At 70.2% G+C, this 14,004-nt stretch carries 15 protein-coding genes; 11 read left to right on the top strand and 4 right to left on the bottom strand.

Annotated elements, in window-relative coordinates; genetic code table 11:
- The first annotated feature begins 10 nt into the window (after positions 1-10).
- The 3 genes from NKT36_RS10500 (at position 11) to NKT36_RS10490 (ending at position 3,080) form a co-directional block, all read left to right on the top strand.
- Positions 11-748, top strand: a complete 738-nt coding sequence (locus NKT36_RS10500) for a lipoate--protein ligase family protein (RefSeq protein WP_327050996.1) — start codon at positions 11-13, stop codon at positions 746-748.
- Between the two features lie 60 nt (positions 749-808).
- Positions 809-2,122, top strand: a complete 1,314-nt coding sequence (locus NKT36_RS10495) for a dihydroorotase (protein ID WP_327050995.1) — start codon at positions 809-811, stop codon at positions 2,120-2,122.
- A 172-nt stretch (positions 2,123-2,294) separates the two neighbouring features.
- Complete coding sequence (locus tag NKT36_RS10490) at positions 2,295-3,080, top strand: aldo/keto reductase (protein WP_327053386.1); 786 nt, start codon at positions 2,295-2,297, stop codon at positions 3,078-3,080.
- Here the strand turns inward: NKT36_RS10490 and NKT36_RS10485 are convergent, their stop codons facing one another.
- Complete coding sequence (locus NKT36_RS10485; RefSeq protein WP_327050994.1) at positions 3,081-5,102, bottom strand: bacterio-opsin activator domain-containing protein; 2,022 nt, start codon at positions 5,100-5,102, stop codon at positions 3,081-3,083.
- A gap of 152 nt (positions 5,103-5,254) precedes the next feature.
- Between NKT36_RS10485 and kdgK1 the strand changes: the two genes are divergently transcribed.
- Both kdgK1 and NKT36_RS10475 read left to right on the top strand, forming a co-directional pair.
- A complete protein-coding gene (kdgK1, locus tag NKT36_RS10480) occupies positions 5,255-6,208 on the top strand; it encodes a bifunctional 2-dehydro-3-deoxygluconokinase/2-dehydro-3-deoxygalactonokinase (protein WP_327053385.1) in 954 nt (317 codons plus the stop codon).
- 128 nt (positions 6,209-6,336) lie between these two features.
- Entirely contained in the window at positions 6,337-7,743 is a 1,407-nt protein-coding gene (locus NKT36_RS10475) for a dihydrolipoyl dehydrogenase family protein (RefSeq protein WP_327050993.1), read from the top strand.
- Between the two features lie 16 nt (positions 7,744-7,759).
- On the opposite strand, the gene NKT36_RS10470 is transcribed toward NKT36_RS10475, so the two are convergent.
- The gene (locus tag NKT36_RS10470) at positions 7,760-9,277 is read right to left on the bottom strand and encodes a carboxypeptidase M32 (RefSeq protein ID WP_327050992.1); all 1,518 of its coding nucleotides are present in this window, start codon (positions 9,275-9,277) and stop codon (positions 7,760-7,762) included.
- A gap of 165 nt (positions 9,278-9,442) precedes the next feature.
- Between NKT36_RS10470 and NKT36_RS10465 the strand changes: the two genes are divergently transcribed.
- A complete protein-coding gene (locus tag NKT36_RS10465; RefSeq protein WP_327050991.1) occupies positions 9,443-9,997 on the top strand; it encodes a DUF7529 family protein in 555 nt (184 codons plus the stop codon).
- A gap of 9 nt (positions 9,998-10,006) precedes the next feature.
- On the opposite strand, the gene NKT36_RS10460 is transcribed toward NKT36_RS10465, so the two are convergent.
- The gene (locus NKT36_RS10460) at positions 10,007-10,813 is read right to left on the bottom strand and encodes a DUF5806 family protein (protein WP_327050990.1); all 807 of its coding nucleotides are present in this window, start codon (positions 10,811-10,813) and stop codon (positions 10,007-10,009) included.
- Between the two features lie 184 nt (positions 10,814-10,997).
- Between NKT36_RS10460 and NKT36_RS10455 the strand changes: the two genes are divergently transcribed.
- Genes NKT36_RS10455 through NKT36_RS10435 form a run of 5 tightly spaced genes read left to right on the top strand, consistent with a single transcriptional unit; the run spans position 10,998 to position 13,153 of the window.
- Positions 10,998-11,372 (top strand): universal stress protein, encoded by a 375-nt coding sequence (locus NKT36_RS10455; protein WP_327050989.1) that lies wholly within the window; start codon positions 10,998-11,000, stop codon positions 11,370-11,372.
- Positions 11,369-11,893, top strand: coding sequence for a GNAT family N-acetyltransferase (locus NKT36_RS10450; protein ID WP_327050988.1), 525 nt, complete (start codon positions 11,369-11,371; stop codon positions 11,891-11,893). Before NKT36_RS10455 ends, NKT36_RS10450 begins: the two co-directional genes overlap by 4 nt.
- A gap of 37 nt (positions 11,894-11,930) precedes the next feature.
- Positions 11,931-12,368, top strand: a complete 438-nt coding sequence (locus NKT36_RS10445; protein ID WP_327050987.1) for a DUF7112 family protein — start codon at positions 11,931-11,933, stop codon at positions 12,366-12,368.
- On the top strand, positions 12,365-12,808 hold the full coding sequence (locus NKT36_RS10440) for a DUF5807 family protein (RefSeq protein ID WP_327050986.1): 444 nt from the start codon (positions 12,365-12,367) through the stop codon (positions 12,806-12,808). The genes NKT36_RS10445 and NKT36_RS10440 overlap by 4 nt, the downstream gene beginning before the upstream one ends.
- Before the next feature lie 51 nt (positions 12,809-12,859).
- Complete coding sequence (locus NKT36_RS10435; RefSeq protein ID WP_327050985.1) at positions 12,860-13,153, top strand: hypothetical protein; 294 nt, start codon at positions 12,860-12,862, stop codon at positions 13,151-13,153.
- A 4-nt stretch (positions 13,154-13,157) separates the two neighbouring features.
- Here the strand turns inward: NKT36_RS10435 and NKT36_RS10430 are convergent, their stop codons facing one another.
- Complete coding sequence (locus NKT36_RS10430; RefSeq protein WP_327050984.1) at positions 13,158-13,967, bottom strand: BtpA/SgcQ family protein; 810 nt, start codon at positions 13,965-13,967, stop codon at positions 13,158-13,160.
- Between the last annotated feature and the right edge of the window lie 37 nt (positions 13,968-14,004).

Raw genomic sequence — 14,004 nt, 5'->3', positions numbered from 1 at the left:
ATGGGTGCGTATGCGCGTGCTCCGTGGCCGGGCAGGGACGCGGGACGAGGACCGGGCGGTGACCGCGGCGATGCTCGCGGACACCGCGGAGACCGGCGAGCCCGCGGTCCGCGTGTGGACGCCCCACCGCCAGGTCGCGTTCGGGCGACGCGACGCGCGGACCGACGACTTCGAGGTGGCGAAGTCGGTCGCCCGGGCCTGTGGGTTCGAACCGGTCGAGCGGAGCGTCGGCGGACGGGCGGTCGCGTACACCGGGACGACCGTCGCGTTCGCGCGGACCGTCCCCCTCGACGACATCCGGACGGGGATGGAACGGCGGTACGCCGAGACGACCCAGGCGGTCCAGCGTGCGCTCTGGCGGCTGGACGTCCCCGCCCAGCACGGCGAACCGCCGCGGTCGTTCTGTCCCGGCGACTACTCCCTCCAGTGGGAGGGGAAGATCGCGGGCGTCGCCCAGCGGGTCCGCAGCGGTGCGGCGCTGGTCTCCGGCGTCGTCCTCGTCGCCGACCACGACGAGATCGCGGGCGCGCTGGACCCGATCTACGCCGCGCTCGACGTCCCGTTCGACCCCGACTCGGTCGGCAGCATCGAGCGGGCGGGCGGCGAGGCGGACCCGGACCGCGTCGTCGCGCTCGTCGAGGAGTTGCTCGTCGGCGACGCGGACCCGTCGGTCGAGACCGTCGACCGGGCCGGGTCCGCCTCGCCGCAGCCGGGGACGGAACCGGACGTGGAAGCGGCCGAGGAGTGACGGAGAAGCGTCGGCGGCTCGACGCGAAAGTTTATACCGACTGACCGGACAACGGCCGGTATGCTCACCATCCGGGACGCGACGCTCGCCGACGGCAGCCAGCGCGACGTTCGAATCGACACGGACGCCGGCCGCATCGCCGCCGTCGGTTCGTCGCTCACCGAGTCCGGCCAGGTAATCGACGCCTCGGGGAGACGGCTCCTTCCGGGCGGCATCGACGCCCACGTCCACTTCCGCCAGCCCGGCTTCCCGCACAAGGAGACGTGGGAGACGGGGAGTCGCAGCGCGGCCGCCGGCGGCGTCACGACGGTCGTCGACCAGCCGAACACGGACCCGCCGACGGTCGACGGCCCGGCCTTCGACGAGAAGGCCGAACTGGCGACCGCGTCGCACGTCGACTACGGCATCAACGGCGGCGTCACGGCCGACTGGGACCCGGACGAACTGTTCGAGCGCCCGCTGCTCGCGCTCGGCGAGGTGTTCCTCGCCGATTCGACGGGCGACATGGGCATCGACGAGGACCTGTTCCGCGAGGCGCTGGAGCGCGCGAGCGACGCCTACCGGGTGGTCACGGTCCACGCCGAGGACGCAGACCTGTTCGACGAGGCGGCCCGCGAGCGGGACGACGCCGACGCCTGGAGCGCCTACCGGACGGCCGAGGCGGAGATCGCGGCCGTCGAGCGGGCGCTCGAACTCGCCGAGGAGGTGGGCGCGCGCGTCCACGTCGCCCACACGAGCACGCCGGAGGCCGTGGACGCGGCGTCGGACGCGGGCGCGACCTGCGAGGTGACGCCCCACCACGTGTTCCTCTCGCGCGACGACCTGGACGACCTCGGGACGTTCGGCCGGATGAACCCGCCGCTGCGGAGCGAGGACCGCCGCGAGGCGCTGTTCGAGCGAGTCGCGGACGGGACGGTCGACGTGGTCGCGACCGACCACGCGCCCCATACCCGCGAGGAGAAGGACGCGAGCATCTGGGACGCGCCCAGCGGCGTCCCCGGCGTCGAGACGATGCTGCCGCTCCTGCTGGAGCAGGCCCGGCAGGGCACCCTGAGCTACGAGCGGGTCGCCGACCTCACGGCTCGCAATCCGTCGGAGGTGTTCGGCCTGCCCCGGAAGGGACGCATCGAGGAGGGTCGGATGGCCGACCTCGTGCTCGTCGACCCCGACGCGACCCGCGAGATCCGTGGCGACGACCTCCACTCGAAGTGCGGATGGACGCCGTTCGAGGGCATGACCGGGGTCTTCCCGGAGCTGACGATGGTGCGCGGGCACGTCGTCTACGAGGACCCCGAAGCGTCGCTGACGCCGGACGGGGTCGGACCGGCCGACGGCGCGTTCGGCGCGGCGGCCGGCGAGAACGTCCGCGAGTAGGCGGACGCTCCCGTCCGGGACGGACCGCGACGGAGAACGTTCCCCGTTCGCGCCGTTCGGCGACGGAAGACACAGGACGGCAGACGGACGCCGCTTTCCGACGCCGTAACCGCTTTCCGGGCGCTGTGCCAAGTCGGCGACACCGATGTCTGGAACGCTGGAACGACGAGAGATGCCGAAGCTCGGACTGGGAACGTGGCAGAACACCGACGCCGAGACCTGTGCGGAGAGCGTCGCGCACGCGCTCGACCTCGGATACCGGAACGTCGACACGGCCCAGGCCTACGACAACGAGGAGTACGTCGGCGAGGGCATCGCCGCCGCGAACGTCGACCGCGAGGAGGTCTTCCTCGCGACGAAGGTCTGGATCAGCAACCTCGCGCACGACGACGTCCTGGCGAGCACGGACGAGAGCCTGGACAAACTCGGCGTCGACGCGGTGGACCTGCTGTACGTCCACTGGCCGGCGGGCGAGTACGACGCCGAGGAGACCCTCCCCGCGTTCGACGAACTGTACGACGCCGGCAAGATAGCGCGCGTCGGCGTGAGCAACTTCGAACCGCGCCACCTCGACGCGGCACGGGAACTGCTCGACGCACCCCTGTTCGCCAACCAGGTGGAGATGCACCCGCTGCTCCAGCAGGACGAACTCGTCGACTACGCCCAGGAGCACGACCTCACGCTCGTGGCGTACTCCCCGCTGGCGCGCGGGAAGGTGTTCGAGGTCGACGAACTGACCGAGATCGCGGAGAAGCACGGCGTCAGCGAGGCGCAGGTCAGCCTGGCATGGCTGATGGGCAAGGAGAACGTCGTCGCCATCCCGAAGGCGAGCAGCGACGCCCACATCGAGGACAACTTCGACGCGCTGGACCTCGAACTGGACGACGAGGACGTCGCGAAGATAGAGAGCATCGACCGCGAACAGCGGCAGGTCGACCCGGACTTCGCGCCCTGGTAGCTAGCCCGCGAAGAACGCTTCGAGTACCTTCTTCTGTGCCTTCCGCAGGTGCTGGTGGAGCGTGGCCGACGAGATGTCGAGCCCCTCGGCCACCTCCTCGGCGGTGCTGGCGCGCGGCCAGTCGAAGTAGCCTGCACGGTACGCCGCTCGCAGCGTGACCAGTTGGCGGTCCGTCAGGGCGTCGTCGAGCGCCGTCCGGAACTCCTGAACCGTACCAGCGGGGCGTTCGACGTCGCGTTTTCCGACCAGTTCCATGGCGGGGAACGTCGACTGTAGCGACTGGACGATGGAGCGGACGTCTGCGTCCGGGGCGAGTTCGGCCACGACGTGCGCCTCGCCGACGTCGGCGACCGCGCGCGTGATGGACGCGCCGTGTCCGGCCAGCGTGACGATGGGCGAGGCGCCGGTTATCCGGAACTCGATCAGCGCCACGTCGTCGCCGCTTTCGACGATGCGCGCGCCGTCGGCCGCCTCGGCGTCGTCGATCGCGTCGAGGACGGTTTCGGGCGACGAGCCGGTCACCTCGACGTAACAGAGCATGGTCTCGTCCTCGGCGGGGATCGCGTCCCGGAGTCGACACTCGCAGTCGAGGTCGTCGGACAGGCCGACGAACAGCGCCCCAGGGTCCGCCAGCCGGAACTCCAGTTCGACGACGGTGTCGGCGAACAGCAGTCGTCGACTCTCGACGGCGTTGATGGCGAACGCGACGAGGTCGCCCAGCGCCGCGAACCCGGCCCGCTCGCGCTCGCCGAAGGCGTCCGTCCGCGTCGCGTAGACGACGAGGACGCCGAAGGTCGTCTCCCCGAAGGAGAGCGGGACCGCGATGCCGGACTGGACCGGCAGGTCGCGGGTGAACTTCTCGACGGTCGTGGACATCTCGGTGTCGACGGTAGCGTCGTTGACGGCCTGTATCTCGCCGGTCCGCAGCGCGACGCTGGCCGGACGCTCCCACCCCTCGCGGTCGGCAGCGTCCCCGATTATCCCGCGCGTTCCGACGTCCGCGCCCGCTTCGGCGCGGACCGAGACGTCTGCGTCGAGCGTGCGCTCGCCGATCCACGCGAACTGGTAGAGATCGGAGTCGGCCAGGTGGGTGCAGACGGTCTCCTCGATCTCCTCGCGGGAAGCCGTCGTCGCGAGCGACCGGACGAGTTCGCGGATGACGACGTTGATGCGGTTCAGCGTCTCCAGCTGGTCGCGGCGCTGCCGGAGTTCGCGCTCGCGGGCCTTCCGTTCGCTCACGTCGCGGCTGACGCCGACGGTCCCCTCGAACTCCGCGTCGCTCGGGAGGAGCGAGAAGTGCGTCTCCAGGGGGACGAAGTCACCGTCCGCGGTGACGAGGCGGCTTTCGAGCGACGCCACGTCACGGTCGCTGTCGCGTATCTCCTCCGACAGTCGCACCGCCGCATCGAGGTCGACGTCGCGACTGACCGTCGAGACGTCCTCCCCGAACAGTTCCTCGCGGTCGTACCCCGCCATCGAGGCGAACGCCTGGTTCACGTCGACGAACCGCATCTCCTCGTCGAGGACGAACACGCCGTCGTCGATGGTCTCGAACAGCGTCTCGTACTGCCGGAGTTCCTGCTCGCGCTGCTTGCGCGCGGAGATGTCGCGGCCGACGCCGGCCAGGCCGACGACGTCGCCGGACGGGTCCGTCATCGGCGACCCGTTGAACTCGAAGGGGATGCGCTCGCCGTCCCGGGTGAGCAGTTCCGACTCGGCCCGCCGCGTCTCCTCGTTCGTCAGCACGTCTTCGACGATGGCGCGCATGCGGTCGCGCTCGTCCTCGGGGACGAACTCCAGCGGGCTCATGTCGGCGATCTCGTCGGACGTGTACCCGGTGCGTTCGAGGAGGCTGTCGTTCCAGCGGCGAAGTTGCCAGTCCAGGTCGAACGCGTAGAGGACGTCCGGGAACACGTCGTAGACGCTCGCCGAGAGCGCTTCGTCGAACGACTGGCCGTCTGGGTCCGGTTGTGGAGGTTCGTTCATGCTCGGTCGGCAGGGGCTCCCGAGAGTGTTTGTCATCAAAGTATGATATACTTGACGGGGAGAGAACGTTCCACCGACGGTGGAACGACAGTCGAGGCGTAGATCGGACCGACGGACGACGACGCCCGGTTGGCGGTGCCCGGTCGACGACCGGACGAACTATGGGCGTCGCTGCCATCCTCGCGCACATGACCGACCTCGTCACCTTCGGCGAGACGATGCTGCGCCTCTCGCCGCCGGACCACGAGCGCCTCGAGACCACGGCGACGCTCGAACTCCGGGCGGCGGGCGCGGAGAGCAACGTCGCCATCGCGGCCGAGCGACTCGGTGCGGACGCCGTCTGGGCCTCGAAGCTACCTGACTCCCCGCTCGGGCGTCGCGTCGCGACGGAACTGCGGTCCCACGGCCTGGAGACGGCGGTCGCGTGGAGCGACGAGGGTCGCCAGGGGACCTACTACCTCGAACACGGGGCGGCCCCGCGAGGGACGAACGTCGTCTACGACCGCTCGGACGCCGCGGTCACGACGACCCGCCCGGACGACCTGCCGCTCGACGCCGTCCGGGACGCGGCCGCGTTCCACACGAGCGGCATCACGCCGGCGCTCTCGGACACGCTCGAATCGACCGTCGCCGACGTGCTCGAGACGGCGCAGGCGGCGGGGACGACCACCACCTTCGACGTGAACTACCGGGGGAAGCTCTGGTCGCCGGCGTCGGCCCGGGCGACGCTGACCGACCTCTTTTCCGCCGTCGACGTGCTGGTGACGGCCGAGCGCGACGCCCGCGACGTGCTGGCGCGCGAGGGGTCGGCCGCCGAGATCGCGCGCGGCCTCGCCGACGACCACGGGTTCGAGACGGTCGTCGTGACGCGCGGCGACGCCGGCGCACTGGCACTCCACGACGACGCGGTCCACGAGTGCCCGGCCGTCGAGACGGAGACGGTCGACCCCATCGGAACGGGCGACGCCTTCGTCGGCGCGTTCCTGGCACGTCGCATCGCGGGCGACGACGTGCCGACCGCGCTCGAGTACGGCACCGCGACCGCCGCGCTCAAGCGGACGATTCCGGGCGACGTGGCGGTCGTCACGCGCGAGGAGGTCGAGGCGGTCGTCGACGCCGACGCCCGCGAGATATCGCGATAGCGCGCCGGGTAGCCGGCCGCCAGTCCGATGCGACCGTCGAACGGGGACGAGTCCGCCGGTATCGACGACAGGGGGCCGTTCCCGCCGACTGACAAACCCCTAAATGCGCGGCTGGCCTCTTCGCCACCATGAGCACGCACGTCGTCATCATCGGTGCGTACGGAAGCGCGGGCGTCGCCGTGGCGCGGCGACTGGTCGACGACCCCGACGTGGAACTGACGCTGATCGACGACGGCGACCCCGGCGGCGGGCTCTGCATCCTCCGGGGCTGTATGCCCTCGAAGGAGGTGCTGTCCGCCGCGGCCAACCACTACCGGGCACGCCACGACCCCCGGGTCGAGGCGACGCCCGCCGTCGACCTCCAGAAGGTCGTCGACGTCAAGGACGAGCACGTGCTCGACTTCGCGGAGCACCGCCGGGCCGGCGTCCACGACCTGGCCGAGCGCGACGGCGTCACCTTCGTCCACGACACCGCACGGTTCGTCGACGACCACACCGTGGCGGTCGGCGACCGCGAGATAGACGCCGACTACGTCGTGGTCGCGACGGGGTCGGTCGTGAACGTCCCCGACCTCCCGGGCCTCGACGACGTCGACTTCATGACCAGCGCCGACGTCCTCGACGCGACCGAGTTCCCCGACTCCGGCGTCGTGATGGGCCTCGGCTTCGTCGGCCTGGAACTCGTCCCATACCTGAGCGAGGCGGCCGAGATGGACGTCACCGCCATCGAGCACGACGCACGGCCGCTCGACGAGGCCGACGACGCCTTCGGCGACGAACTGCTCGACATCTACCGCGACCAGTTCGGCGTCGACGTCCTGACCGAGACGTACGAGAAGCGCGTCGAACCCACCGACGACGGCGGCGTCCGCCTCCACGTCGAACTGGGTGGCGAGGAGCGCGCAATCGAGGCCGACGACCTGTTCCTGTTCACCGGGCGGCGACCCAACCTCGACGGCCTCGGCCTGCAACACACTGCGCTCGAACCCGGACCCGGATGGGTCGCGGACACCATGCAGGCCCGCGACGACCCCCGGACGTTCGTCGTCGGCGACGCCAACGGCCGCGAGCCCATCCTCCACGTCGCCAAAGAGCAGGGGCACACGGCTGCCGACAACATCCTCGCGCACGCCCGCGGGGAGTCGCTCGAACCGTACGAGAACGTCCACCACCACGTGATGTTCGCCGGCGCTGGCGTCTACCCCTTCGCCCGGGTCGGCCTCTCGGAGACGGCGGCCGAGGCAATCGGCCGCGACGTGGTGGCGGTCACCCGCCACGCCAGCGACGACGGCGTGTTCAGGACCAAGCAGGCCGCCGAGGGGCTGGCGAAACTGGTCGTCGACGCCGCCGACGGCACCGTGCTCGGCTACCAGGGGCTGCACTACCACGCCGACGTGATGGCGAAGACGATGCAGGTCGTCGTCGAGACAGGGATGGACGTCCGCGACGTGCCGGACCGCGCCTACCACCCGACGACGCCGGAGATACTCGACAGCCTGCTGGGCGACGCGAGCGAGCGCGTGGAGAAACGGTAGAACGGGATATCAGCGATTACCGGTCGAGGTCGTACAGGTCGGCGAACTTCGACTCGACGTAGTCGAGGAAGTAGTCGGCGGTGAACGACTCGCCGGTGGCCTCCTCGATGAGGTCGTCGGTGGTGTACCGGGCGCCGTGCTGGTGGACGTTCTCGGTCAGCCACTCGTGCAGCGGTTCGAAGTCGCCCTCGCGAATCTTCCCTTCCAGGTCGTCGATCTCCTCCTCGGCGGCGGCGTAGAGCTGGGCGGCGAGGACGCTGCCGAGCGAGTAGGTCGGGAAGTAGCCGAAGTTGCCGTGGCTCCAGTGGATGTCCTGCAGGCAGCCCTCGGCGTCGGTGTCGGGGCGGATGCCGAGGTACTCCTCGTACTTGTCGTTCCACAGTTCGGGGACGTCCTCGACCTCGATCTCGCCGCGGATGAGCTGTTTCTCGATCTCGAACCGCACGACGATGTGCATGTGGTAGGTCAGCTCGTCCGCCTCGACGCGGATGAGGTTGTCCTCGAACACGCGGTTGAGCGCCTCGTACATCTCGTCGACGGTGACGTCGTCGGCCTCGGGGAACCGCTCGGCGAGTTCGGGGAGGAACCGCTCCCAGAACGCGCGCGAGCGGCCGACGTGGTTCTCCCAGAGCCGCGACTGGGACTCGTGGACGGTGAGGTCGCGCGACTCGCCCAGCGGCGTCCCGTACTCCTCGTCAGGAAGGCCCTGGGTGTAGGTGGCGTGGCCGAACTCGTGGACGGTGCTCGTCAGTGCGCCGAGGGGGTCGGACTCGTCGAAGCGCGTGGTGACGCGCGCGTCGAACTGGTTGCCGCTGGAGAAGGGGTGGGCGGCGGTGTCGAGGCGGCCGCGGTCCCAGTCGTACCCGAGCGCGTCGAGCGTGTCGCGGGCCAGGTCCTCCTGGGTGTCAGCGTCGTAGGTCCCGTCGAACGGCGTGGCGAGTTCGACGTCGCTGTCGCGGATGTCGTCGACGAGCGGGACGAGTTCGTCGCGGAGGCGTTCGAGCGTCTCCTCGGCGGTGTCGATGCCCAGGTAGGGCTCGTACTCCTCGAACAGCACCTCGTATGGGTCGCGGTCGGGGTCGATGTGCTCGGCGTACTCCCGGCGCAGTTCGACCAGTTTCTCGAGCGTCGGCGCGAAGATGGAGAAGTCGTCCTCCTCCTTGGCCTGCTCCCACTTGGGCAGCGCCTCGGAGGTGGTCTGGGTGAGCTCCTCGACCAGTTCGTTCGGCACGCGCGCTGCGCGCTCGTACTCGCGGCGAACCTCGCGGACGACGGCCTGTTGCTCGTCGTCGAGGTCGCGGTCCTCGAGTTCGTCGAGCAACTCGCCCATCTCGTCGTCGGTCAGCAGTTCGTGGCTGATCGCAGAGAGCGTGGAGCTCTGCTGGGAGCGAGCAGGCGTGCCGCCCTCCGGCATCGTGACCTGCTGGTCCCACGAGAGGATCATGCCCGCGTGCTTGACGTTGTGGATTCGCTGCACCTTCTGGAGGAACTGCTCGTACGCGTCCACGTCCGCGTCTGCGGCTTCGGTTGCCATCACCGCTGAATTTACTGTCAACGGTTATCAAGTCGTGGGTTCCGGAACCGGCGACGACGGCGCTCCGGACCGGGAGACGGTGCCGCCGATCCCCCGACTGCGGAGCGGTCAGCGTGCGTGTCGATGACACAACGCTTTTGGCCGAAAAGGACGCGGTGTGAGAGTATGGACCGCGACGCGGCGAACCTGACGGCGAACAGTCGGGCGATGGAGTTCTGGGAAGAGGTCGTCGAGGACATGGAGGTGACGGCGAACCAGTACGCCGACCAGGGCTGGTACGCGTTCATGTGCCACCCCGGCGACGTGACGCCGGTCGTCCACACCGACGACGACGGCGAGGTGGCCGAGTACGGCCTCGACGTGCTCCTCCCCGACAACGAGTTCGAGGACCTGGAGGAGTTGCTCGACGACGGCGTCGGGTTCGACTCCTTCGAGGCGTTCAGCGCGCGGGCGGAGGGGATGGTCTACCTCGTCGTCGCCATGGAGGACCACGACGCCGAGACGGCCGTGCTCTACCCCGCGTACTACGACGTGCAGGGGGCACAGGAGATGCTCGACGTCGCGGCCGAGACGGGGACGATGTACACGTTCGTCCGGACGCTGAGCGAGGACCGCATCCGGTTCACCCACGACGACGGGAGCGCGTTCCAGCCGCCGGAACCGTCCGGGGAGGGCGACGACGGCGAGTCGACGGATTCCGGGACGACGGACGCGGAGTAGGGACGAGGTTCACTCCGCGTCGGAGCGGATCTCGTGACCGCAGTTGGGGCACTCCACCTCGTCGTGGCGGAGTTGCTCGCTCGACTCGCGCACCTCGCGCATGACGTCGGAGATGCGGTCCTCGGCGGCCAGTTCCTCCTCGACCGAGAGGTCGACGCCCTCGACCTCCAGCAGGAACTTCGCCACCTCCGTCACCTCGTACATCAGGTCGTCCAGTTCCTCGGCGGTGAAGAAGTTACACATCGCGCCGTAGAGGAACGTCGCGCCGGCCTTGTGGACCTTCTCCTCGAAGCTCGACCGGGCCTGGTTGACCGCCTGCGGGGTGTAGGTGTCGGTCATGAACGGGATGAGGTGGGGCAGGTTCTCCCCGATCTTCGTCATCTCGACGCCGGTCTCCGTCCGGAAGTCGGCGCAGAGTCGCGCGATGGCCCACTCGCGGGCGGTGATGTACGTGCGCTCGCGGAGGAACTCGTTGACGCGGTCGTACTGCGCGCCGTCCATCTTCTTGAACCGCTCGTACTTCTGGACGTCCGGCGGCAGGTCCGGCGTCGCGTCGTCCGCTCCGGGAGCGTCGGCAGCGGGACCAGCATCCGTCGCACCGTCGCCGTCCGGAGAAGCGTCGACCGCGGAGTCCGCGACGCCGGGGCCCGTGCCGTCGTCCGCGTCGGCGGCATCGTCTGCGGGGTCTGCACTCGCGTCGTCCGCGGCGTCCACGTCTGCAGCGTCGTCCGCGGCGGTCCGCCGGTCGGCGGACGACGCCGGCCGGTCGTCGGCGTCCTCGTCCGTCTCCGCCGGGAGCGGGGAATCGTCTGGCATACCCGACCTTACGAACGGGGGTGGAAAAGAGTGTCGTCGGTGTGACGGGCGCAGGCGCGTCCGGAACACGGTGACAGCGGCGGCCCGTACGCGACCCGACCGGTGACGTCACGGGTGCCGGACAGTGAAACGAGACCGGCGCGAGGGGCGAACTGTTTTGACGTCCGGTCCGGAAGTGGGTGGTATGAAAGTGCTGCTGGGAATCGGCGGAAGCGACGACTCGTTCACGGCGCTCGAACAGACGCTCGAACGGGCGACGGCGGCCGGCGACGACCTCACCATCGGCATCGTCGAGAATCCCGAGAGCGAGCGGACGCCGGACGAGATACGCGAGCGGATCGACGAGGCGCTCGCCGACGTCGAGCTCGCCGTCGACGTGCGGACGCTGTCCGGCGACCCGGGGAGCGAGCTACTCGACGTGGCCGAGCGGGAGGGGTTCGACCAGATCGTCCTCGGCGGGGGACAGCGGAGCCCGATGGGCAAGATAAAGCTGGGTCACATCGCGGAGTTCGTCCTGTTGAACTCCCACGTCACGGTGAAACTCGTCCGAGAATCATGAACGCCAAGGACCGGAGCTTCCCGGACAAGCGGGCGGGCCCGTTCCCGGAGCCGCCGCTCTCGTTCACCGACCGCGAGGGACGCGACGTCGAGGTGCGGGCGTACGAGGAGGGCGACGAGGAAGCGCTGGTCGAGATGTACGTCGACTTCGACCCCGCCGACCGCGCGCAGGGCATCCCACCGGCCATGGAGTCGCGCGTCCGCGACTGGGTGGACACGCTCGTCGAGGGGCTGAACGTCGTCGCGTGGCACGACGACGAGGTGGCGGGCCACGCCACGCTCGTCCCGGACGGCGACGAGGCCTGGGAGCTCGCCATCTTCGTCCACCAGACGTACCAGCGCGCGGGCATCGGCTCGAAGCTCATCCGCGCGCTGCTCGGCCACGGGAAGGACAACGGCGTCGAGAAGGTCTGGCTCACCGTCGAGCGGTGGAACCGCGCGGCGGTCAGCCTCTACGAGGACGTCGGGTTCGAGACCGCCAGTTCGGAGAGCTTCGAACTGGAGATGGTCCTTCGCCTCTAGCAAAGGACTCAAACATCCGCGCCCCATTCTCGGCAACATGACCCAGCGGGTTTCTAGCGAGACAGTCGACACCGTCCGGGCGACGATTACCCGGAGCGGCGCCACCGACCGCCCGTGCGTCGAGATCCCCGCGGACGACGCCGACGCGTTCCCGGCGGACGAACTCGTCCGTCTCGTCATCGACGACACCGAGTACCGCGCGCGCATCGAGCGACCGCTGACCGGCGACGGCCGCCTCGTCCGCGGCGCCTACGACACGCCCACCCTCGCCCGCAACCCTGGCGACGGCGAGAACCGCCTCGCCGAGTGGTTCGAGGCGAGCAACCGCGAGTTCGACCAGTCGGTCCTGCTGGACGTCGTCTCGGAGGGGTTCCGGTACGGCCTCCGCGAACCTGGCAAGCGCACCGTCTACGACGCCACTGAGGGCCCCGACGAGGGCCTCGCGAACATCGCCGAGCAGGTCGAGGACCGATGACCGACCGCGACGCCTTCCTGGCCGGCGACCGCCCCGACCACGTCGCGCTCTTCCTCGCGGACTCCTTCGTCTCCGGCGACTCGCTGGCGGAGCACGGCGAGTCGGTGCCGGGCGGCACCCTGCTGGTCGTCCCCGGCGACACGGGCCGCAGCGTCTTCCAGACCGCGACCGGGATGGAGGCGATGGGGTTCGCCAAGCGGGCGATGGGCACCGAGGGGCGCATCGACGCGGACCTCGCTGGCGGCGAGTGCCCGGCGGCGAGCGGGGACGCGGAGAGCGGCGAGGACGCCGACCACGACCCCGAGTTCGTCTTCGCGTTCGCCGAGGAGCAGAACGAGGAGGTCGGCGGCCTGTACGGCGAGGGTGACGTCATCCACGCCTACGCCTACTGCGACTGCGGCACGGCCTACTCCGACAAGTGGGTCGCCGGCGACAGGTAGACGGTATCGACGGCCAGCACGGTTTTGCCGCGCGCAGTGGGGGAACGTTCCATGCCCACCGACCCCGAGGACGCCCGTTACGACCGCGTGACGACAGACGACTTCGACGCCGTCGAGGAGCGCCTCCGGCGGTTCGCCGACACCGGCCGCGTCGACGCCGCCGGGGAGCGCATCGTCGCAGAGATGGACAGCGCGTCGTTCTCGGTCGGCCGCGACGGCGAGGTGAGCGCGGGCATGCCGCTGCACGACTTCGAGGCGGTCGCAGACGTCCTGCTCTTCGACCACGACGGCGGCGCTATCGTCGTCCGTGGCGACGACTTCGACTACGAGTTCCGCCGGCCGTAGCCGCTCACACCGCGTCGACGAGGGCCGCGACGCGCTCTCGGTCGACGGGGTTGCCGGCCTCGCCGCCCTCCTCGAACGCGCTGCCGACGATGGCGCCGTCGGCCACCGCGAGCAGGTCCGCCGCGTTCTCCGGCGTCGTGCCGCTGCCGACGAACACCGGCGCATCCGCGCCGAGGTCGTCGCGGCGATCGACGACGGCCGCGAGGCGGTCGGCGTCCACCGCTCGACCCGTACCGGGGCCGCTGATCACGAGGCCATCCGCGCGGCCGCGGTCGAGCGTCTCCGCGACCACCTCGTCGAGCGGCCGGTCGGCGAGCGGCGCGGAGTGTTTCACGGTTACGTCGGCGAGGATGGCGACGTCGGCGTCGAGTTCGGCGCGGCGACGCAGCGTCTCGTGGGCGCGCCCCTCGACGACGCCCTGGTCGGTCACCCGCGCGCCCGTGTGGACGTTCACGCGGACGAACGCCGCGTCGACCGCGGCGGCGACCGCGAGAGCGGCGTCGGCGTCGTTCCGGAGGACGTTCACCCCGAGCGGCACGTCGACGGCGTCGCGTACCGCGGTCGCGACGCGGGTCATCGAGGCGACGACGTGGTTCGGCACCGCGTCGGGGTAGAAGGGTGCGTCGCCGAAGTTCTCGACTAGCACGGAGTCGACGCCGCCGGCTTCGAGCGCCCGGGCGTCCGCCAGCGCGCGTTCGACGACCGCTTCGAGGTCGCCGTCGGAGTCGGGCGCGCCCGGCAGCGCGGGCAGGTGGACCATGCCGACGACGGGCGCGTCGGCGTCGAGGACGTCGAGGACGTCGATTCGGTTCATAGCGGGGCGTCGGCGCGACCGGGGTTAAGCGACCCGG

This window comes from Halomicrococcus gelatinilyticus (assembly GCA_024227995.1).
Taxonomy (GTDB): Archaea; Halobacteriota; Halobacteria; order Halobacteriales; family Haladaptataceae; genus Halomicrococcus; species Halomicrococcus gelatinilyticus.
The sequence above is the reverse complement of the archived record's forward strand: the minus strand, read 5'-3'. Positions and strand labels throughout refer to the sequence as shown.